The following is a 22,008-nucleotide window of genomic DNA, read 5'->3' on the forward strand; positions in this document are numbered from 1 at the left end:
CTTGAGGACCGTGTCAGCGCTTGAGTTTGCGCTTGTTGCGATACTGGTCGATCACCACCGCCACCACGATGATCAGGCCCTTGATGATGTCCTGGATGTAGGCATCCACGCCGACGAAGGTAAACCCGCTGGCCATCACGCCGAGGATCAGCGCGCCGATCACGGTGCCGGTGATGCGCCCTACCCCGCCCGCCAGGCTGGTGCCGCCGATCACCGCGGCGGCAATCGCGTCCAGCTCATAGGACATGCCCATCCCCGCCTGCCCGGTGGCTGCCCGTGCCGACGCCACTACACCGGCCAGGCCTGCCAGCAGGCCGGCGATGCTGTAGACGATGATCAGGTGGCGCTTGACGTTGATGCCCGAGGTGCGCGCCGCCTGCATGTTGCCGCCGATGGCGTAGGTGTACTTGCCGTACTTGGTGTAGCGCAGGGCGATATGGAAGATCACCGCCACCACCAGGAAGATCACCACCGGCATCGCGCCGTGGCCGATGGCCGTGTAGGAGTCCGAGAGCATGCTCACCGGCTGGCCTTCGGTGTAGTAACGCGCCAGGCCACGGGCCGAGACCATCATGCCGAGGGTCGCAATAAACGGTGGAATCCCGGTGACCGCAATGATACTGCCGTTGATCGCCCCCGCCAGCAGCCCCACGCCCAGGCCCATCGCCACCGGTATCCACACCGGCAGGTCAGTCAATGACGGAAACACCGCACGGGAAAAGTCGGAAGTCTGCGCCAGGCTGGCGGCGATCATCGCCGACAACGCCAGCACCGAGCCCGAGGACAAATCGATACCGGTAGTGATGATCACCTGGGTCACGCCAATCGCCAGCAGGCCGATGATCGACACCTGCAGGATCATCAATACAAGGCGCTGGGAGTTCATCAGGAAGCTCTGGTCGCGCACGATCCAGCCGAACAACTCAAACACCAGGCCGATGCCAATCAGCACCAGCAGGATGCTCAGCTCGGTGGGCATGCGTCGACGGTGCTTGACCGGCGCCGCAGCGGGCTTCTTTTCCTCGGGTTTGCTTTCCAGTATCGCGTTCATAACCACTCACCTTTTTTATCGCGTTGCGCCGGCCACAACGGGCCGGCGCCGTCTGTTCGTTAGTGGACCGCCGTCATACCGGAAGCCAGTTGCATGACTTTTTCCTGGGTCGCATCCGCGCGGTCCAGGGTGCCCATCAGGTCGCCTTCGTGCATCACCATCACCCGGTCGCTCATGCCCAGCACCTCGGGCAGCTCCGAGGAAATCATGATCACCGCCATGCCTTCGCTGGCCAGGTAGGAAATCAGCCGGTAGATCTCGGCCTTGGCGCCCACGTCGATACCGCGAGTGGGTTCGTCGAGGATCAGCAGCCGTGGGTTGGTCATCAGCCAGCGGGCCAACAGGGCTTTTTGCTGGTTGCCACCGGACAAGGTGTCGATGCATTGCTCCAGCGACGGGGTTTTCACCCGCAGCTTGGTGCACATGTCTTCACACAAGGCACGCAGGGCTTTTTGCTGGATAAAGCCATTGCCGGAGTAATGCGGCAGCACAGCCATCTCCATGTTTTCCAGTACCGACAGGCAGGGGAACAGGCCGCTGAGCTTGCGGTCTTCGGTCAGCAGCGCGAAGCCCTTCTCGATGGCCATGTGCGGGTCGGTGATGCGCACGGTCTTGCCGTCCAGCTGGATCTCGCCGCCGGAGCTTGGGGTGATGCCGAAAATGGTTTCCGCCACGTTGGTACGACCGGAGCCCATCAACCCGGCGATACCGAGAATCTCCCCGGCGTGCAGGTCGAACGACACGCCCTGGAATACCCCGTCCAGGCGCAGGTCGCGCACCGACAGCAGCAGATTGCCGATGGGCTTGTCGCGCACCGGGAACAGCTGGCTCAGCTCACGCCCCACCATCATCGAGATCAGGCTGTCGCTGTCCATGCTGTCGGCCCGTTGCAGGCCGATATAGGCGCCATCGCGGAACACCGCCACTTCATCGGCGATGGCGAATACTTCGTTCATTTTATGGGTGATGTAGATGATGCCTTTGCCCTGGGACTTGAGGTCGGCAATGATCGAGAACAGGTGGGCCACTTCCTTGTCGGTAATGGCGGAGGTCGGTTCATCCATGATCAGGATGTCGGAGTCATAGGACACCGCCTTGGCAATCTCGACCATCTGCCGCTCGGCAATGCTCAGGTTGCCGACGTGTTCCTCCGGGTCGAGGTTGATCCGCAGCCGCTCCAGCAATTGCGCGGTGCAGCGGTGCATTTCCCGGTGGTTGACCAGGTGCAGGCCGTTGAGCTGTTCGCGACCGATCCAGATGTTCTCGGCGATGCTCATGTGCGGCATCAGGTTGAGTTCCTGGTGGATCATCGCGATCCCGGCCTTCTGCGCTGCCAGCGGTGTTTCGAATTTGATCGGCTTGCCACGCAAGCGGATTTCACCGGCGTCGGGCTGATAGATGCCGGCGATGATCTTCATCAGTGTCGACTTGCCCGCGCCGTTCTCGCCCATCAGCGCCAGCACCGAGCCGGGGCGCACCCGCAGCTGCACATCGGCCAGGGCCACGACGCCGGGAAAGCCTTTGCTGATGTTGGAGATCTCCAGCAGATAGGGTTCTTCCAGTACCAAGGGCTGGATACCGGGAGGCTGGGAAGCAGTCGCTTGAGCAAACATATCGGGTACTCCGTCAGCAGGGCCGCCGTGGCTGCCCTGCCGGTTTATTGTTGTTATTAAGGGCTACTTGAAGTCTTTGACGTTGTCCGGGGTGATCAGCTTGAACGGGATCACCACGTTCTGCTCGACCGGCTCGTGCCTGGCCATCTTGCGCGCCGCTTCCACCGAACCCACGGCCTGGCCATTGGCGTCCTGGAACGCCGACGCGGCCATGTCGCCCTTGGTAATCGCGTTCAAACCGTCCGGTGTGCCATCCACCCCGGCGATCAACACGGTGCCCGGCTTGGTGCCCGCCGACTTCAACGCCATGGACGCACCGATGGCCATCTCGTCGTTGTTGGCCAGCACCGCGTTGAATTCACGGCCTTGGGTCAGCCAGTCGTTGACCAGGGTCATGCCCTTGTCACGCAGCCAGATGCCGGTCTGTTCCTGCTCGATGGTGATGCCTGGGTATTTGGCCAGGACTTCCTTCACCCCCTTGGTGCGGTTGGTGGTGGAGTTGTTCGCCAGGTCACCCAGCAGGATCACGATCTTGCCCTTGCCGCCGAGCTTTTCGGCGATGTACTGCATTTGCAGGCGACCCGCCTCGACGTCATTGGAGGTCACGGCCACGATGCCTTTGGGCAGATCCGTCTGGTCGGGACGACGGTTGACGTACACCAGCGGAATGCCCGCTGCGAGGGCCGCTTTACTGATATTGGCGGTAGACGCCGTGTCGACCGGGTTGACGATGATGGCGTCGACTTTCTGGCTGATAAAGTTCTCGACCTGGCTCAGTTGCTTGACCACATCGGCGCGGGCGTCTTCGAACTGCAGCTGCACGCCGTCACCCTTGGGGTAGGACTTGGCTTGCTTGTCCATGTCCTCGCGCAGGTAAGTCAGGAAGGTGTCATCGAACGCCGACATGCTCACGCCCACCTTGATATCGGCCGCCGTGGCGAAACCACTGGCGAGCATCATGGACAGGGCCAGCGCGGTAAAACGGATCGGGGTCTTCATGAACGGTCTGTCTCCAATTTCTTGTTGGTTTTGTGGACGTTGCGTTTTTCAGAGCGAAGCGGTCGGCAGTCGAACGATCGGCGCCCCCGGAATGCAGCACACCAGGGAACCCTTGCTTTCGACGCACAGGACATTCAGGAGGGAAAAGTAAAACGGCCGGGCGCGGGGCAGACCGCGTGGCTGGAGGGCAGGACGTAAAACTCGCAGTACAGCGTTGAAGATTTTCATCTGACGGTACCTGGTTGTTTTGATCTTGTTTTTGTCGAGTCGCCCGAATCGAGTCCGAACGTACTTTATGCAACCTGGAATGACTTTATTGGAAAATAATTTCCATATCAACCTGTTTTAGAATTTTATTCTATTTTTCATCCATGAGGCTCCATAGCCGCCATTTCCACTACCTGCTGGCGCTCTGAACTCAGGCGCGCGGCGTCCAGTACGCGGGTGGTTGCCAGCGCATCCAGGACGTTCACCGGCAACTCGCCGTGGCCTTCCACCGCGCTTTGCAGCTGACTGTAGAACTGATTCCAACGGCCCTTTTCCGACGGCACCCGCTCACGATCCGGCCCCTGCTCGAACCAGCCCCAGCGTCGATGTTCTTCAGCGCCCCAGTGCTCGCCTTCGGTTTTCGGGGTCTTGCCGGCCAGCAGCGCCTCTTCCTGGCCGTCCAGCCCTTCGATGGTGTAGCAACCGGCCGTACCATTCACCCGAAACCGCGGGGCCTGGCTGTTTTGCAGGGCGCTGCCCCACAGGTGTGAAATCACCCCATTGGCGTGGGTCAGCGATACAAAGAAGCCGTGGTCTACGTTCGGCTCATCGGCGGTGTAGTGCAACTGCGCGAACACCCGGTCCACCGGGCCGAACAGTTGCATGGCCTGGTCCACCAGGTGGCTGCCCAGGTCCCGCAGGAAGCCGCCGCCGCTGGCATTGCCCACCGAGCCCGGGTTGTAGCGCTCCACCCGGGATTCAAAGCGGGTGACGGTGCCCAGGGCTCCGGCGTCGATCAGCTTGCGCACGGTGAGGAAGTCCGAATCCCAGCGCCGGTTCTGGTAGACGCTGAGCAGCACGCCCTGGCGCTCGGCGGCGGTGATCAAGGCCTGGGCCTGTTCGGCATTGCTGGCAAAGGGTTTGTCGCTGACCACCGCCACACCGTGTTCGATGGCCTCCAGCACCAGGGCCGGACGGCCCTTGAGGGTGGTGGAGATCACCAGCACGTCGACACCGGCCTCGGTGATCTGCCCGATACTGTCGAAGGCCTTCACTCCGGGGTGATCCGTCGCCAGTTGCTGGCGACGTTCGGGTGACCGTGTCACCACGCCGACAAAGGTCGCCCCCGGCAGGCTGGCTATCAGGGGTGCATGAAATACACGGCCGCCTTTGCCGTATCCAACCAGTCCGATTCGCATACAAATACTCCTTGGTTAATTGTGGCGAGGGAGCTTGCTCCCGCTCGACTGCGTAGCAGTCGCAAGCTTTTGGGGGCGCTTCGCACCCCAGCGGGAGCAAGCTCCCTCGCCACAGGGCAAGCCACAACGGTCTAACAGCACAACTCGCGGGTCACCCGCTCCAGCATCATCCGGTTGGACTCATCCGGCCGGTCTTCCCAGGCAAACACCGACACCGTGGCAATGCCGTCGAACTTGATTTCCCGCAGAGTGCCGAAAAACGCCTCCCAGTTCACCTCGCCCTGGCCGATGTCCAGGTGCTGGTGCACGGTGGCGGTGACGCCCGGCGGGTTGACGATGTAGCGCAGGTTGGACGAAGCGCGGTGGTTGTAAGTGTCGGCAATGATCAAGTGGCTGAGCTTGGAGCCTGCGTACTTGAGCATCGAGGCAATATCGCCCTTGCCGTCGTCATAGAAGAAGGTGTGCGGCGCGGCGTAGAGGTAGTTGATCCAGTCGCGGTCGAGGCCGCGAATGATGTCCACCGACTCGTTGTTGCGCTCGCAGAAGTCGTACGGATGCGCCTGGATATCCAGCTTGATGCCTTCGCGCTCGAACTCCGGCATCAGCTCGTCCATGGAGCGCATGAACTGGTTTTCGCACACCAACGGGTTGTCGGACTGGCCGGTGAATTCGGTGTTGACCAGCTCGCAGTCCATTTCCACGGCGATCTGGATCGCGCGCTTCCAGTTGCGCACGGCGGCAACCCGCAGGCCTTCGTCGGCGGCGGCCCAGTGGTACATGGGCAGCAGGGATGAGAGTTGCACGCCGGCGTCGCTCAGGGCCTTGCGAAATTCCTTGATGCGCGCGCGGTCGACCCGGGGGGCCTTGTAGAACGGCAGGAAGTCTTCCCGGGGCGAGAGTTCGATGTGCTGGTAGCCGAGCTCGGCGGCCTTGTCGACCATTTGGCCGAGGGGCAGGTGGCGGTACATGTAGGGGTCTAATGCGATGCGCATGCTTGAGATCTCCCGAATTTGAGGTAGGAACTCGGTCAAATGTGGGAGCGGGCTTGCTCGCGAATGCGGTGGGTCAGTCGATGCAAATGTTGACTGAAAGGCCGCATTCGCGAGCAAGCCCGCTCCCACACTGACTGCGTTACATCAGTGAGGATTGTGGTTAGCCGTAGAAATGCGGACGGGGTGGCAGGCCTACTTTCACAATCTGCCCACTGTTCTGCGCCTCAATGCACGCATCCGCCGCCACCGCCGCCGCAAAACCATCCCACGCCGACGGCCCCCCCACTTGCCCTGCCCTCACACCGTCGATAAACGCCTGCAGCTCAACGTCATACGCCGCGATGAACCGGTCTTTCCAATCCATCAGGATCGCATTCGACAACTTGGCCCCGCTGCGCATCTGCACCTGGGACGGCTCCGGCAATTTCGCAATACCGGTCTCCCCCACCACTTCGCACTGGATGTCGTAGCCGTACTGGCAGTTCACAAACACTTCCACATCGATGCGCGTACCCTTGGCGGTTTCCAGCAGCACGATCTGCGGGTCACGCAGATGGGCCAGCGCCTTGCTCGATTTACGCGGGAACACCACCTGCACCGACACGTAGTCATCGGCCAGCAACCAGCGCAACACATCCAGCTCGTGGATCAGGGTGTCGGTGATCGCCATGTCGGTCTTGTAGTTCTCACCCACCCTCGGGTTGCGGTGGGCACAGTGCAGCATCAGCGGCTCGCCGATCTGGCCGCTGTCGATCACGGCTTTCAAGGCGCGATAGCCTTGGTCATACGGACGCATGAAACCCACCTGCACCAGGCGCTTGCCGTGGGCCACTTCGGCCTCGACGATCTTGCGGCAGCCTTCGGCAGTCACCGCCAGCGGCTTCTCGCAGAACACGGGTTTGCCGGCCGCAATCGCCGCCAACACAAATTCTTCGTGGCTCGGGCCCCATGAGGTCACCAGGATCGCCTCGACCAGCGGCGAATTGATCAGCGCGTGGCCGTCCGGGTACACCTCGGCGGTGAGTTTCAGGTCAGCGACGACCTTGGCCGCCTGCTCAAGGTTGATGTCGGTCACGGCCACCACCTGGCTGTTGAGCAAGGTCTGGCTGCAGCGACGAATGTGATCCTGGCCGATGGCGCCAGTACCGATAACACCCAACTTCAAAGACATGAAAACACTCCTCTTGTTATTAGTACTGCCGGGCCTTGGCCAGGCGTTCATTGAGTTGTTTGGCCACCGCATCGGTGCGCGCGCTGGTGGACACCTGCGCCACCCCGACGCGCCACCACGACAGGTATTTGTGTATCATGGTTTTCGGCAGGACCTTGATATCAATCAGCGTCGACACGGTTTGCGTGCGCGCATCGGCCAGCGCCGCCTGCAACTGCTCCACGGTGTTGACCTTGTAGGTCTTGCAACCATAGGCCGCCGCACTCATGGCGAAGTCCACCGGCACAAAACCGCCGTCGAGCTTGCCGGTCTCGGGGTTGCGGAAGCGGAACTCGGTGCCGAAGCTGTCCATGCCGTGTTCCATCTGCAAATTGTTGATGCAGCCGAAGGTCATGTTGTCCAGCAGCACCACGTTGATCTTGCGCCGCTCCTGGATCGAGGTGGCCAGCTCCGAGTGCAGCATCATGTACGAGCCGTCGCCCACCAGTGCGTACACCTCGCGCTCGGGCTCGGCCAGCTTCACGCCCAACGCGGCGTTGACCTCGTAGCCCATGCACGAATAACCGTATTCGACGTGGTAGGTGTTGACGCCCTTGCTGCGCCAGCTGCGCTGCAAGTCACCCGGCAGGCTGCCGGCAGCGGCGACGATGATTGCGTCGTCGGCCAGGGCTTCGTTGAGCACACCGAGTACGCGGCTTTGGGTCAGGCAGGAACCGGTCAGCTCGATAAACTCACGCAGCACCGCCGGGTCCATGTGGTCGTTGATTTCAGGGACGAAGTTTTCAGTCTGGTATTCCGCCTGGTAGATCCGGTCGACTTCGACGTCCAATTGCGCCTTGGCATCCCGTGGCTGATCCCCCCAACTGGAACGGTAGTCGCCCAAGGCTTCAGCCAGTGCTTCCAGGCCAACCTTGGCATCCGCCAGCAACTGCACGCCATCGAGTTTCAGTGCGTCGCACGGGCTGATATTCAGGTTGAGAAACTGCACCTCAGGATGCTTGAACAGTGACTTCGACGACGTGGTGAAATCGGTATAGCGCGTGCCGATACCAATGATCAGATCCGCCTCGGGTGCCAGCAGGTTCGCCGCCAGGCAGCCGGTTTCACCAAGACCGCCGAGGTTCAGTGGATGGCTTGAAACCACCGCACTCTTGCCCGCCTGGGTTTCCGCGAACGGAATGTCGAAGCGTTCGGCAAAGGCTTGCAGCGCGGCATTCGCCCCGGAGTATTTGACCCCGCCGCCACACACGATCAGCGGTTTGCGCTTGCCCTTGAACGCCGCCACGGCATCCCCCAGCATCGCTTCGGTCGCCGGGCGACGGTCGATACGGTGCACGCGTTTTTGCAGGAAGTAATCCGGGTAATCCCAGGCTTCGCCCTGCACATCCTGCGGCAGGGCCAGCGTCACGGCTCCGGTTTCCGCCGGGTCGGTGAGCACGCGCATGGCGTGGATCGCCGCCGTCATCAGCTGTTCCGGGCGGTTGATGCGGTCCCAGTATTTGCTGACCGCACGAAAGGCATCGTTGGTGCTGATGCTCAAGTCGTGGAACTGCTCGATCTGTTGCAACACCGGGTCCGGCTGGCGACTGGCGTAGACATCACCGGGCAACAGCAGCAACGGAATCCGGTTAGCAGTTGCGGTCGCCGCAGCGGTCAACATATTCGCCGCACCCGGCCCCACCGAGGAGGAGCACGCGTAGATCTTGCGGCGCAAATGCTGCTTGGCAAAACCAATCGCCGCGTGGGCCATGCCCTGTTCGTTGCGGCCCTGATGCACCACCAGGTCGCCGCTGTCCTGCTCCAGGGCCTGGCCCAGGCCCAGCACATTGCCGTGGCCAAAAATCGTGAAGATGCCGGCGACAAACTTGCTCTGCACACCGTCGACTTCGATGTACTGGTTATCCAGAAACTTCACCAGGGCCTGGGCCATGGTCAATCGGGTTGTGGTCATGGGGTGCTCCTTATCGTTTCTGCAGGTGGGCGATACTCGCCCCCAATGCCTGCTTGATATCGGCCAGGCCGTGCACGCTTGCGGCGAACGGTTCGAACGACAGGTGGCCGCTGTAGCCGGTGCTGAGCAGCGTGTCGATCTGCGCGGCATTGCCCAGGATATCGCCCTCGCCCACCAGCACACGGTGGCCGTCGCGGATCGAGTTCAGCGGTGCGTCGGCATCTTCCACACCGGAGATATGCACCAGCCCGGTCAGTTCGGGGAAGAACTCATGTTCACTGGCCAGGTGGTGGTGGAAGGTGTCATGCACCACGCGGAACACATCCAGGCCGCCGACAGACTTGATCGCATCCACGGCCACGCGTTTGCGGCGCAGGGAGCATTCTTCAAACCCCAGGGGTTCGACAAAACCGAGAATCCCGTATTCCCGCAGGATCGGCGCCAGTTCACTCAAGGCGGTGCGCAAACCGGCCGCGCGCTGGGCTTCGTTGCGCGAGTCGGCGCGGTCGTTCAACGGGCACATCACCAACGCCTGCGCGCCGCATTCGCGGGCGTAGGCCGCCAGCTTGATGGCCTGGGCGCGGCGTTCGTCATTCCACACATCGAAGGGGTACAGCGCGTTGATCGACAGCACCGTGATGCCATGCACCGCGCACAATTCGCGCACGCGGCTGGCAGGGGTGCCGTCTTCAATCTCGATGCCCTTGAGGTCGTTGCGGATCTCGATGGCGTCGCATTTCAGGGTCACCGCCAGCTGGATAAAATCGGGCAGGGAAAGGCTGGGGGCGACCATGCGGTTCAGGGCAAAACGTAGAGGCGACTTCATTATTGTTGTGCTCCACACTCGAAAAAATTTTACTTGGCAGTTGGCATGCTGAATTCAGGGCCCTTGGCGATGCTGTCGGGCCAGCGTTGCATGACGCTCTTGTAGCGGCTGTAGAAACGAATGCCTTCTTCGCCATAGGCGTGGTGGTCGCCGAACAGCGAGCGCTTCCAGCCACCGAACGAATGCCAGGCCATCGGCACCGGAATCGGCACGTTGATGCCGACCATCCCGACCTTGATGGTGCGGGCAAAGGCACGGGCAATGCCGCCGTCGCTGGTAAAGCACGACACGCCGTTGCCGAACTCATGGGCGTTGATCAAGGCCACGGCGCTGGCAAAATCCGCCACCCGCACGATGCCCAGCACCGGCCCGAAAATCTCTTGCTGGTAGATGCTCATTTCGGTGGTGACGTTATCGAACAAGGTCGCACCGACGAAGAAACCACCCTCCGCGCCCGGCACCTTGAAGCCACGACCGTCGACGATCAGCTTCGCGCCCTGGGCCACGCCCTGGTCGATAAACCCTTCGACCTTGGCCTTGTGTTCGGCGGTAACCAGCGGGCCCATCTCGCTGTCTTTTTGCATACCGTTGCCGACCTTCAACTGGTCGATACGCGGCAGCAGTTTTTCGATCAGCCTGTCGCCGACATCGCCCACCACCACGGCAATCGAGATCGCCATGCAGCGCTCGCCGGCCGAGCCGTACGCTGCGCCGATCAAGGCGTCAGCCGCCTGATCCAGGTCGGCGTCGGGCATCACGATCATATGGTTCTTCGCCCCGCCCAATGCCTGCACACGCTTGCCGCGCTGGGTGGCCTGCTGGTGGATGTACTCGGCAATCGGGGTGGAACCGACGAACGAAATCGCCTCGATATCCGGGTGCTGCAACAGGCCGTCTACCGCGCTCTTGTCACCCTGCACCACGTTGAACACACCGTCGGGCAGCCCGGCCTCGGTCAGCAGGCGGGCCATCAGCAAACTGGCGGACGGGTCGCGCTCCGACGGCTTGAGGATGAAGCAGTTACCGGTGGCCAGCGCCAACGGGATCATCCACAGCGGCACCATCACCGGGAAGTTGAACGGGGTGATGCCGGCGCACACGCCCAGTGGCTGACGCAGGTTCCAGTTGTCGATGCCGCCGCCGATGTTGTCGCTGAAATCGGTTTTCAACAGGTTTGGCGCACCGCAGGCGAACTCGACGATCTCGATACCACGGGTGACTTCGCCCTTGGCGTCGGAGAACACTTTGCCGTGTTCGCGGCTGATGATTTCAGCCAGCTCATCGTGGTGCCGGTCGAGCAATTCCTTGAATTTGAACAGCACCCGCGAACGGCGCAGGGATGATTGCTCGGACCACGCCGGGAAGGCTTTCAGCGCCGACGCCACGGCCTCATCGACGGTCTTCTGGCTGGCCAGCCCGACGCGGGCCTGGACTTCGCCGGTGGCCGGGTTGAACACATTGCTGAAACGCTCACTGGCGCTGTCGTGCACCTGGCCGTTGATGTAATGGCCGATTACCGGGGCGTTGCTCATTATTGTTCTCCGTCGAAAGTGCTTAAAGATCCAGCAGCCAGCTGTGCTGCGGGTCGTTATGGAAATGCCAGGCGCGCTTGGGGCCGGCCATCACGTTCAGGTAGTAGGACTCGTAGCCATACGGCACGCTGACCGGGTGATACCCCTTGGGCACCACCACCAGGTCGCTGTTTTCCACGGCCATGGCCTGGTCGATGCTGCGGTCGTCGGTGTAGACGCGCTGGAACACGAAGCCCTGGGGCGGGTTGATCTGGTGGTAGTAGGTTTCTTCGAGAAAGCTCTGGTGCGGCAGATCGTCGGTGTCGTGCTTGTGGGGCGGGTAGCTCGACGAGTGACCGGACGGTGTGCGCACTTCCACCACCAGCAGCGAATGGGCAGGCTCGCTGTCGGGCAGGATGTCGCACACGTAGCGGGTGTTGGCGCCCTTGCCACGTACGCTGCGCTTGCATTGCTCGGGGCGAATCAGACGGGGTGCCAGACCTGCGTCGGTTGAGCCGGGAGCGGCGCAGACGGCAATTTGCACGTCGCTCAGCGCGGTGACCTGGGCGTCGGTGCCTGGCGGCAAATAAGCGGCGAAGGGCGACTTGTCTTCGAACACCGAGTGGCGATCACCGAGGTTTTCCCAGTTGAAGCCTTCGCCCTGAATCGTCACCCGGCCGCTGAGCAGCACCAGGCACAGTTCCTTGTCGCCGGCGGTGACTGGCAAGGTTTCACCCAGGCTCAGGCGGTAGGCGGCGAAGCCCACGTATTCCAGGCGCCCTTCTTCCAGCGCCACCATGGTTTGCCCGCGCTTGCTGCTTTTGACCAACAGGCTCATTGTCCAGTCCTCTCGCTCAACAGTGCGCGCAGGGTGTCGTAACCCTTCTTCGCATAGATGTAGCTCGGCGCCACGGCAGGATCCTGCTCGGCCTCCACTACCAGCCAACCCTGGTAATTGGCGGCCAGCAGCACGTCCAGCAGCGCGGCGAAGTCGATATCGCCGTCGCCGGGCACGGTGAAGGTGCCGTTGACGATGCAATCCGGGAAGCTCCACATCTGGTTGCGTGCCAGTTGCACCACCGGCTTGCGCACATCCTTGAAGTGCACGTGGCAGATGCGGGCGATGTGTTTGCGCAGCACCTCGATAGGCTCGCCGCCACCCATGTAGCAGTGGCCCGAATCAAACAGCAGGCCGACTTCCGGGCCGGTGCGGCGCATCAGTTGGTCGATGTCTTCCGGGGATTCGACGTAGGCGCCCATATGGTGGTGGTACGCCAGGCGCACGCCCTGGGACAGGGTGAAGCGCGCCAGTTCTGTGAGTTTGTCGGCGTATTCCTGCCAGGCCTGTTCGCTGTGGAAGCGCGGGCGTTCGATCAGGCGCACCGGCGAACCCTGGATCGAATCGGCGACTTCTCCATACACCAACACGTTGGCGCCGTTTTCACGCAGCAGTTCGACGTGGCTGGCGATGGCTTCGATTTCTTCCGCCACCGAGCGCCGGGCCAGGCGACTGGAGTACCAGCCGGAGACCAGCGCCAGGCCGTAGGGGCGCAATACATCGCCGACGCCTTTGGCGTCCTTGGGGAATTTGCCGTTGAGTTCAAAGCCTTCGTAGCCGATGTCCTTGCCTTCGCTGAGGGCCGTGCTCAACGGCGTTTCACCGCCCAGGGCCGGCAGGTCGTCGTTGCTCCAGGAGATCGGGTTGATGCCAATTCGGATAGCGGGCATGGCTGCACCTATTATTGTTTTTTCAGAGTTGCCTGAGATCTGCTTTATGTGGGAGCGGGCTTGCTCGCGAAGGCGGTGGTTCAGTTGGTGTATCAGTCGACTGACACTCCGCTTTCGCGAGCAAGCCCGCTCCCACATTTGACCGTGTTTAACTTCGAGAACTGCGCCAAGCATTAATCAACTGCTCAAAGATGCACTGCACCTGCTCAATCAAGGCTTGATCGTCAATCTCCCCCGCCAGCCAGGCTCGGCTCGGTTCCTGGAAGATCGTGCGACCCACGGCGAACCCGCGGCAGGTCTGGCTTTGGCTGGCTTGCTGGAAGCCATCGGCCAGGCATTCGGCGGAAGCGTTCAGGCCCAGCAGCACCACGCCCCGGCAGTAGGGATCGCGCTCCTGGATCAGCTCGTCGAGCTTTTTCCAGTCTGCGGCCGACTGCGCCTCGATCTTCCACCACGCCGGGTAGATGCCCAGGTTGTATAGGCGCTTGAGGCTGCGATAGAGCACGTCGGGATAGGTGGACGGGTGATCCTTGGGGGGCACGACTTCCAGCAGCAGCTCATGGCCGCTGACCAGGGACGCCTGATACAGGGCCTTGAGTTGCGCTTCCTGTTCCAGGCGCAGCAATGGCTCGTCATCGGGGTGAAATTGCACCAGGCACTTGATGATCTGCTCCCGGGGCCAGGCAATCAGGTTGCTGCCCACCGAGCGCCCGTGTTCAAAGGCCAGCGGCCGTGAATTCTGGACTTCCACCGGGCGGGCGATCCACCAGCCGCGACCGCTGGCGGCGTTCAGCGCGTCCTGGCCGAAGCGTTGGTCGGCCAGAATCCCGACGTCAGCCTCGACGCCCTGCTCCGCCAGTTTGCTTTCAACCCGTTCCACGGCCTGGATAAACAGTTGCTTGAGGGCGCTGATGCGCGCCGGGTCCTGGCCGCCTTTTTGGGCCAGTTCCACCAACTGCCAGCGGTGGTCGAAGGCAAATACAAACAGCTGCCTCCAGACCTTGCGCGGCACGCTGACCTGGTGCAGGCGTTGCAGCACCGCGTCCTGGTCCGGGCGGGTAATCGGCACCGGGCTGTTGAACAGGTAATCAAGTTCGGCGCGGGTCGGCATGGCCGGCGCGCAGGCATGGCGCGACACCACCAGGCCGCCGCAGGCATTCGCCAACTGGCTGCAGCGCTCGTCGCTGGCGTCTTCAAGCCAGCCGCTGAGGAAGCCGGACATGAAGGCATCGCCGGCGCCCAGCACGTTGAGTACTTCCACCCGTACCCCGGGGTAGATCGCGCCGTCTTCAAGGCGGGCCGGGATATCGCCGTGGATCACCGTGCAGCCCTGGGGGCCAAGCTTGACCACCAGGGTGGCCGAGGTCAGGCCACGCACCGTGCGCAATGCCGTGAGCAAATCTTCACTGCCACCGGCAATCAGGAATTCTTCTTCGGTGCCGACGATCAGGTCAAAACGCGGGAGGATTTTCTGCACGTGCTGGCTGACATTCTGGTCGGCCACAAACCGGGTTTCGCCATCGGCCTTGCCGGCCAGGCCCCAGAGCACCGGGCGGTAGTCGATGTCGAGCACGCGTTTGACGTTGTGCTTCTCGGCGTAGTCCAGGGCCTGGATGCTGGCCTTGTACACGCCGTCGGTGGAGAAGTGGGTACCGGTGATCAGCAACGCCTTGCTGGAAGCAATGAACGCTTCACTGATGTCTTCGGCACGCAGGGCCATGTCGGCGCAGTTCTCGCGGTAGAACACCAGCGGGAAGGTTTCGCGGTCCTTGAGGCCCAGCAGCACCAGGCCGGTGAGGCGTTCCGGGTCGACCTTGATGCCGCTGACGTCACAGCCTTCGCGGGCCAGGGACTCCAGCAGGAAACGCCCCATGTGGTCGTCCCCTACCCGGCTCAACATCGCCGACTTGAGCCCCAGCCGCGCGGTGCCGAACGCGATGTTGGCGGAGGAACCGCCGAGGTACTTGGCGAAGCTCGAGACATCCTCCAGCCGTGCACCCACTTGTTGTGCGTAAAGGTCGACGCCCAGGCGTCCCAGGCAAATCAGATCCAATTGACGCCCACTGGCAAAACGAGTCTGGCCCATGCTGGCTCCTGTTATTTTTATCAGCCTGCGTGTGCCGTCGCGGTGGCGGCATACGCTCTTGGTGCATGCAGACTAGAACGTCTGGTGACGCCAATCAATATTTATTCTATAAATATTTTTCGTGGAATATATTTTCCAATACGCCATCATCGGTATGTTCCAGCCGCAGTGCATCGTTTCAGCTGCACCGTGGGGCGGGATGCCGAGGTTTTTTTTTGCGCCTACCCTGTAGACTTGCGCACATCGACTTATTGTCAGGGGCGCCTCGACGCGCCCTATAAGAACAAGCCAGAAGGATTCCCTATGTCCCAGAGCGCCCCGGAAGACGCACTCGCCAGCCCGCCGCTGAACGCCGAGCGGTTGTTGCAGCTGATCACCGATGAATACGAGAGCCTGCCGCGCCAGCTCAAGCGCATCGCCAGCTACATGAGCCAGCAGAGCGACCGGATCATGGTCGACCGCATCAGCGACATCGCCCGTGAATGCGAAGTGCACCCGTCGGCCATCGTGCGGTTTTCCCAGCGTTTCGGGTTCAGTGGTTTCAGTGAGATGCAGGCGCTGTTCCGCGAGGCCTACACCCACAAGACCACGCCGGTGCAGAACTACCAGCAACGCATCCGCAGCATGATCGCCAACAAGTCGCAGAAAGCCAGCGGCGGCGACCTGGCGCGTGAGTGCGTGAATGCCACCCTCTCCGGGATCGAGCGCCTGGGGCTGGAACTGGATGACGCAGCCTTCGACAAGGCCGTGGACCTGGTGGTGAATGCCGACAATATCTACGTGGTGGGCGTGCGCCGCTCGTTCGCCGTGGCGGACTACCTGGTGTACAACCTGCAGCACACCAACAAGCGCATCCATCTGGTCTCGGGGTTGGGCGGCAGCTATCGCGAGCAGATGCGCAGTGTGCGGGCCAACGACCTGGTGATTGCCATCAGCTTTACGCCCTACGGCAAGGAAACCCAGCACTGCCTGCGGATTGCCCAGCACCATCAGGCCAAGACCCTGATCATTACCGACAGCAACCTGTCGCCCCTGGCCAAGCGGGCAAGCACGGTGTTGCTGGTGAATGAAGGCTCGTCGTTTGCGTTCAGGTCACTGAGTGCGACGCTGTGCCTGTGCCAGGCGTTGTTCATTGCCGTGGCGTATCGGCTGGAATTGAAGGTCGATGAGATTCATGAGCAGGTGGGATTCGACGACTGACGATCGTTCCCACGCTCCGCGTGGGAATGCAGCCCCGGACGCTCCGCGTCCAAAGCGTGACGCAGAGCGTCACAAGAGGCGTTCCCACGCAGAGCGTGGGAACGATCGTAAGGCTTAGCGCAGTGCCCGGCGCAACACCTTGCCCACCGTCGTCTTGGGCAACTCCTGCGTACGAAACTCGACAAACCGCGGCACCTTGTACCCCGTCAAATACTCCCGGCAATGCGCCAGAATCTGCTCCTGGGTCAAACTTGGGTCCTTGCGCACCACGATGATTTTGACCCGCTCGCCGGTCACCCCATCCTCAACCCCGATCGCCGCCACTTCCGCCACGCCCGGATGCAACGCCACCACGTCTTCGATCTCGTTGGGGTACACGTTGAACCCGGACACCAGGATCATGTCTTTCTTGCGGTCCACCAGGCGGATGAAGCCCTGCTCATTCATCACCCCGATGTCCCCGGTAGACAGCCACCCTTCGGCATCCAGCACCTCGGCGGTTTCCGCCGGGCGTTTCCAGTAACCCTGCATCACCTGCGGGCCGCGTACTTGCAGTTCGCCCTGCTCGCCCAGTTCCGCCAACTCACCGTCCTCACGAATGAACCGCACCCAGGTCGACGGCAACGGCACGCCGATGCTGCCAGTGAATTCCATCTCGCGCATGCGTGAGATGTCGATGGGGCTGATGCTCACCACCGGCGAACATTCAGTGAGGCCGTAGCCTTCGATGATCGGCAAGCCGGTGACTTCCTTCCAGCGCTTGGCCACAGCGGTATGGGTGGCCATGCCGCCGGCGATCACCATGCGCAAATCGGAAAAATCCCGGGCGCAGAATTCCTTGTTTTCCAGCAGGCCGTTGAACAGCGTATTCACCCCGGCAATCCCGTTGAAACGCTCCTTGCGCAGGATCATCTGCACCCGCTTCACATCCCGTGGGTTGGCGATCAGGATGTTGCGCCCGCCCAGGCACATGAACATCAGGCAGTTCACCGTCAGGGAAAAGATGTGGTACAGCGGCAGCAGGGTGACGTTGGTTTCCTGCTGGTTCTGATCGAGCTGATCACCGACCCACGCCTTGGCCTGCAACAGGTTGGCGATGATGTTGCGGTGGCTGAGCATGACGCCCTTGGCATCGCCGGTAGTGCCGCCGGTGTATTGCAGGAAGGCCAGGTCTTCGCGGTTCATCGGCACGGCGAGATGGGTCTGGCCGCGTCCCTGCTTCAGCACCTGGTTGAAGCGCACGGCTCCTGGCAGGTTGAAACGCGGCACCTGCTTCTGCACGCTGCGCAGGATGAAGTTCATCGCCGCGCCCTTGAAGGTGCCGAGCAGGTCACCGATGGCCGCGATCACCACACGTTTGACGGTACTGGCGGCCACCACTTTCTCCAGGGTGTGGGCGAAGTTTTCGAAGATCACCAGGGTCTCTGCGCCACTGTCCTTGAGCAAATGCTGCAGCTCCCGGGCGGTGTACAGCGGGTTGACGTTGACCACCACCGCACCCGCGAGGATCGTGCCCAGCAGGCAGATCGGGTACTGCAAGCAGTTGGGCATCATCAGCGCCACCCGGTCGCCCTTCTTCACACCCTGGGCTTGCAGCCACGCAGCAAAGGCGATGCCCTGCACCTCCCAGTCGGCGTAGGTCATTTCGGTGCCGATGCTGACGTAGGCCACGCGGTCGCGGAATTTGTGCAGGTGCTCCAGGAACACCTCGCGCAACGACGGGTAATCCTCGATGCCGACGTCGATGTCTGCCGGTACGCCGGGCAGGTAAGCGTTCAACCAGAGGCGTTCGGTCTGTTCCAGGCTTACAGCGTTCATGGCAGTCTCCTTGTTGTTTTTATGGTGGGAACTACTTTTCGACGATAGCGGTAATGCCCAACCCACCCGCCGCGCAGATCGAAATCAGGCCGCGGCCGCCGCCACGCTGGTGGATCGCCTTGGCCAGTGCCGCGAGTTGCCGGCCACCAGTGGCGGCGAAGGGGTGGCCGCAGCCGAGGGAGCCGCCGTTGACGTTCATTTTGCTGCGGTCGATGCTGCCCAGCGGCGCGTCGAGGCCCAGGCGGTCGCGGCAGTAATCCGGGTCTTCCCAGGCCTTGAGGGTGCACAGCACCTGAGCGGCGAAGGCTTCGTGGATCTCGAACAGATCGAAGTCGGCGAACGTCAGGCCTTCGCGCTTGAGCATGCGTGGCACGGCGTAGGCCGGGGCCATCAGCAGGCCTTCGGTGCCGTCGACGAAATTCACCGCAGCGGTTTCACCGGTTCGCAGGTACGCCAATACGGGCAAGCCGCGCTCGGCGGCCCATTCCTCGCTGGCCAGCAGCACCACCGACGCGCCGTCAGTCAGGGGCGTGGAGTTGCCGGCGGTGAGCGTGCCGTTCTGGCGGTCGTAGGCCGGTGACAGGCCGGCAAGTTTCTCCAGGCTGGCGTCGGCCCGCAGGTTGTTGTCCCGGGCCAGGCCGCGATACGGGCTGATCAAATCATCGAAGAAACCCTGCTTGTACGCCGCATCCAGCCGCTGGTGGCTGGTGAGGGTCAACTCGTCCTGGGCCAGGCGCTTGATCTGCCAGCGCTTGGCCATTTCCTCGCAGTGTTCACCCATGGACAAGCCGGTGCGCGGCTCGCCATTGCGCGGCAGCAGCGGCTTGAAAAACATCGACGGGCGCACACCCATCAAGGCCTTCAACCTGGCGCCAGTGCCCTTGGCGCGATTGGCTGAAAGCAAGGTGCGGCGCAGGGACTCGTTGATGCCGATGGGCGCGTCGGAGTTGGTGTCGGAACCACCGGCAACGCCCACTTCGATCTGCCCAAGGGCGATCTTGTTCGCCACCAGCAACGCCGCTTCCAGGCCGGTGCCGCAGGCTTGTTGCAGGTCGTAGGCCGGGGTTTCGGGAGACAGTGTGGTAGACAGCAGGCTTTCCCGGGCCAGGTTGAAATCCCGGGAATGCTTGATCACCGCACCCGCGGCAAACTCGCCCAGGCGCAGGCCGTGAAGGTTGTAGCGGTCCACCAGGCCTTGCAGGGCGGCGACCAGCAGATCCTGGTTGCTGTCATGGGCGTACACGGTGTTGGAGCGGGCGAACGGGATACGGTTGCCGCCGATAATCGCCACGCGGCGCGTCGGGGCCGGGTTGAAACTGTAGTCACTCATCGATCGGTCTCATTCCAGATAAACAGCCCACGCATATGGGGTTTGTCACCGGCGAAATTACGCACTTCAAACTCACGGCGCGGGCCGGTTGGCGGAACGTTCCACAGCGCCACCTGGCCAGGCAGGAAGATCGGCAGCTTGAAGTCGCAATGGGCCTCGGCCTGGTCCAGTCCGCCGGGGGGTTGCTGGGCGGCCAGGGCGCGGCCCAGGGTCCACATGCCGTGGGCGATGGCCCGGCGAAATCCGAACAATCGGGCGCCGATCACCGAGGTATGAATGGGGTTGAAATCCCCCGAGACCCTGGCGAAACGCCGCCCCAGATCCGCCGGCAGCACCCAGCGTTGAGTGCGCAGCAAACCTTCTTCCTGCAAGGGCAACGCGTCGTCCCACGGCTCGCCAACCGGCGCGTTTACGTCACGGCGCAGGTACAGGCTGTCGCTCTCCCACACCAGGGCGCCCGCGCTGTAGCCACGGGTGGCGATGCTCAGCGCCTGGCCTTTCGGATGGGCGACCCAGCGTTCGCAATACACCTCCAGGCGCAAGGCCTGGCCCGCCTCCAGCCGTCGATGCTGGCGGATGCGATTGGCCAAATGCACCATGCCGCTGGCCGGGTACGGGAAACTCGGGCGGGTCAGCAGCATCAGGTGCAAGGGGAACGCCAGCACATGGGGATAGGACAGCGGCACGCCTTGCTCACGGCGGAAACCACAGGCCCGACCGTAAGCCGCGATCCCTTGGGCAGACAGCTCGACGGCCGAACGCACCAGGCGTTCTTTCGGCAACGTCGGCTCGCCTTCCAGCTTCGGTTTGCGCAGCCCCAATACCCCGTCCAGCAACAGCCGCGAGCGCGAGGGCGGCGGCTCAATGATCTGCGTCACATAGTCCATGCTCAGGCTCCCAACAGGCTTTGGCCACAGACCCGCACCACCTGGCCATTGACCCCGCCGGATGCCGGATGCGCCAGCCAGGCGATGGTTTCTGCCACGTCGATGGGTTGCCCGCCCTGGGACATCGAGTTCATCCGCCGCCCCGCTTCGCGAATCATCAGCGGGATCTTCGCGGTCATCTGGGTTTCGATAAAGCCCGGTGCCACGGCATTCACCGTCACTTGCTGCGCCGCCGCCTGCGGGGCCAGGCCTTGTACCAGGCCGATCACCCCGGCCTTGGAGGTGGCGTAGTTGCTTTGCCCGAGGTTGCCGGCGATACCGGAAATCGATGAGACACACACGATCCGCCCGCCCGGATTCAGGCCCTGGCTTTCCAGCAGCGCCGTGCTCAGATGCAACGGTGCTTCCAGGTTGACCGCCAGTACGCTGCGCCACGCGGTCTCAGTCATCTTGGCGATGGTCTTGTCGCGGGTAATCCCGGCGTTGTGCACCACCACGTCGAATGCACCGTGTTGGCTGACATGGGCGTGCAACTGCTGCGCGGCATCGGTGGCGGTGATGTCCAGCGCCAGTGCGGTGCCTGCGACACTGCCGGCCGCCTGTTGCAGCGAATCCTGGGCCTGGGGCACATCCACGCAGACCACATGGGCTCCATCGCGGGCCAGCACCTGGGCGATTGCCAGGCCGATGCCACGGGAGGCGCCGGTGACCAGGGCACGGCGGCCGCCGAGGGGTTTGTCCCAGTTGATTTCGGTTGGGCTATCGACGGTTTTTTCGAGGCGCACCACCTGCCCCGAAACATAGGCCGAGCGCCGCGACAGGAAGAACCGCAGGCTGCTTTCCAGCCCGTCTTCGGCACCCGGTGCGACGTAGATCAACTGCACGGTGATCGCCCGGCGCAACTCCTTGGCCAACGAACGCACCAGGCCCTCAAGGGCACGCTGGGCAATGGCCTGGGGCAGGTCCTTGCACAACTCCGGCGCGGTGCCGAGCACCACCACCCGGGCGTGTTGCCCAAGGCGCCTGGCGTTGGCGTGGAAGAATTCGTAGAGCTCGTCCAACTGCTTGAGGTCGGCAATGTCGCTGGCGTCGAACACCGCGCCCTGGACCTTGACCGTGGAGGGTGCCTTGAGGGTCGCAGCGGTGGCGGTCACTGTATCGGTGGCGGTGAAGATGCGCTGGATTTGCGCCCCCAGGCGCCCTACCCCCGCGACGATTACCGGGTTGGCCAGGCCTTGCTGGCCGCTGCGGTGACGTTGCAATGCCAGGGGTTGGGGCAGCCCGGCAGTGCGGGCCAACCAGGCTCCCCAGGGGGAATTGACGAAAGAGAGGTAGCTGTCACTCATGGATAAATTCACTCACAAACACGGTGTTGCCATGGAAACCCGATCCTTGTAGGAGCTGGCTTGCCTGCGATTGCGGTGTGTCAGCCAACACAT

General features: G+C 62.4%; 17 protein-coding genes. 1 reads left to right on the forward strand and 16 read right to left on the reverse strand.

Translation table 11 applies throughout. The features are described from left to right. Positions 1-13 precede the first annotated feature (13 nt). The 12 genes from HX824_RS22190 to iolC all read right to left on the reverse strand — a co-directional run bounded on the left by HX824_RS22190 (position 14) and on the right by iolC (position 15,334). Positions 14-1,051 (reverse strand): ABC transporter permease, encoded by a 1,038-nt coding sequence (locus tag HX824_RS22190; RefSeq protein ID WP_003214704.1) that lies wholly within the window; start codon positions 1,049-1,051, stop codon positions 14-16. Between the two features lie 59 nt (positions 1,052-1,110). Further along, on the reverse strand, positions 1,111-2,664 hold the full coding sequence (locus tag HX824_RS22195; protein ID WP_177055070.1) for a sugar ABC transporter ATP-binding protein: 1,554 nt from the start codon (positions 2,662-2,664) through the stop codon (positions 1,111-1,113). Between the two features lie 63 nt (positions 2,665-2,727). Continuing rightward, positions 2,728-3,663 (reverse strand): sugar ABC transporter substrate-binding protein, encoded by a 936-nt coding sequence (locus HX824_RS22200; RefSeq protein WP_003214701.1) that lies wholly within the window; start codon positions 3,661-3,663, stop codon positions 2,728-2,730. Between the two features lie 365 nt (positions 3,664-4,028). After that, complete coding sequence (locus HX824_RS22205; protein ID WP_003214699.1) at positions 4,029-5,069, reverse strand: Gfo/Idh/MocA family oxidoreductase; 1,041 nt, start codon at positions 5,067-5,069, stop codon at positions 4,029-4,031. A 131-nt stretch (positions 5,070-5,200) separates the two neighbouring features. Continuing rightward, a complete protein-coding gene (locus HX824_RS22210) occupies positions 5,201-6,061 on the reverse strand; it encodes a sugar phosphate isomerase/epimerase family protein (RefSeq protein WP_003214697.1) in 861 nt (286 codons plus the stop codon). A gap of 160 nt (positions 6,062-6,221) precedes the next feature. After that, a complete protein-coding gene (locus HX824_RS22215; RefSeq protein ID WP_177055071.1) occupies positions 6,222-7,232 on the reverse strand; it encodes a Gfo/Idh/MocA family protein in 1,011 nt (336 codons plus the stop codon). Positions 7,233-7,251: 19 nt separating this feature from the next. After that, positions 7,252-9,183: a 3D-(3,5/4)-trihydroxycyclohexane-1,2-dione acylhydrolase (decyclizing) gene (gene iolD, locus HX824_RS22220; protein WP_087694124.1), complete on the reverse strand. Its 1,932-nt coding sequence runs from the start codon at positions 9,181-9,183 to the stop codon at positions 7,252-7,254. A gap of 10 nt (positions 9,184-9,193) precedes the next feature. Then, complete coding sequence (locus HX824_RS22225) at positions 9,194-10,009, reverse strand: TIM barrel protein (RefSeq protein WP_177055072.1); 816 nt, start codon at positions 10,007-10,009, stop codon at positions 9,194-9,196. Between the two features lie 29 nt (positions 10,010-10,038). After that, the gene (locus tag HX824_RS22230; RefSeq protein ID WP_003214689.1) at positions 10,039-11,541 is read right to left on the reverse strand and encodes a CoA-acylating methylmalonate-semialdehyde dehydrogenase; all 1,503 of its coding nucleotides are present in this window, start codon (positions 11,539-11,541) and stop codon (positions 10,039-10,041) included. A gap of 22 nt (positions 11,542-11,563) precedes the next feature. Next, positions 11,564-12,358 carry a 5-deoxy-glucuronate isomerase gene (gene iolB, locus HX824_RS22235; RefSeq protein WP_003214687.1) on the reverse strand — a complete coding sequence of 265 codons (795 nt, stop codon included), beginning with the start codon at positions 12,356-12,358 and terminating at the stop codon, positions 11,564-11,566. Continuing rightward, positions 12,355-13,248, reverse strand: a complete 894-nt coding sequence (gene iolE / locus HX824_RS22240) for a myo-inosose-2 dehydratase (RefSeq protein ID WP_177055073.1) — start codon at positions 13,246-13,248, stop codon at positions 12,355-12,357. Before iolE ends, iolB begins: the two co-directional genes overlap by 4 nt. A gap of 148 nt (positions 13,249-13,396) precedes the next feature. Beyond that, complete coding sequence (iolC, locus tag HX824_RS22245) at positions 13,397-15,334, reverse strand: 5-dehydro-2-deoxygluconokinase (protein ID WP_177055074.1); 1,938 nt, start codon at positions 15,332-15,334, stop codon at positions 13,397-13,399. A gap of 303 nt (positions 15,335-15,637) precedes the next feature. On the opposite strand from iolC, the gene HX824_RS22250 reads away from it, so the two are divergent. Beyond that, entirely contained in the window at positions 15,638-16,534 is an 897-nt protein-coding gene (locus tag HX824_RS22250) for a MurR/RpiR family transcriptional regulator (RefSeq protein WP_003214679.1), read from the forward strand. A 114-nt stretch (positions 16,535-16,648) separates the two neighbouring features. On the opposite strand, the gene HX824_RS22255 is transcribed toward HX824_RS22250, so the two are convergent. The 4 genes from HX824_RS22255 to HX824_RS22270 are packed head-to-tail and all read right to left on the reverse strand — an operon-like array spanning position 16,649 to position 21,915. Then, the gene (locus tag HX824_RS22255; RefSeq protein WP_177055075.1) at positions 16,649-18,352 is read right to left on the reverse strand and encodes an AMP-binding protein; all 1,704 of its coding nucleotides are present in this window, start codon (positions 18,350-18,352) and stop codon (positions 16,649-16,651) included. Between the two features lie 31 nt (positions 18,353-18,383). Next, entirely contained in the window at positions 18,384-19,682 is a 1,299-nt protein-coding gene (locus HX824_RS22260) for an acetyl-CoA C-acetyltransferase (RefSeq protein ID WP_177055076.1), read from the reverse strand. Further along, positions 19,679-20,569, reverse strand: a complete 891-nt coding sequence (locus HX824_RS22265) for a MaoC/PaaZ C-terminal domain-containing protein (RefSeq protein WP_177055077.1) — start codon at positions 20,567-20,569, stop codon at positions 19,679-19,681. The genes HX824_RS22260 and HX824_RS22265 overlap by 4 nt, the downstream gene beginning before the upstream one ends. A gap of 2 nt (positions 20,570-20,571) precedes the next feature. Further along, complete coding sequence (locus HX824_RS22270) at positions 20,572-21,915, reverse strand: 3-oxoacyl-ACP reductase (protein WP_087694129.1); 1,344 nt, start codon at positions 21,913-21,915, stop codon at positions 20,572-20,574. Positions 21,916-22,008 lie beyond the last annotated feature (93 nt).

This window comes from Pseudomonas sp. D4002, from assembly GCF_013385665.1.
Lineage (GTDB): Bacteria > Pseudomonadota > Gammaproteobacteria > Pseudomonadales > Pseudomonadaceae > Aquipseudomonas.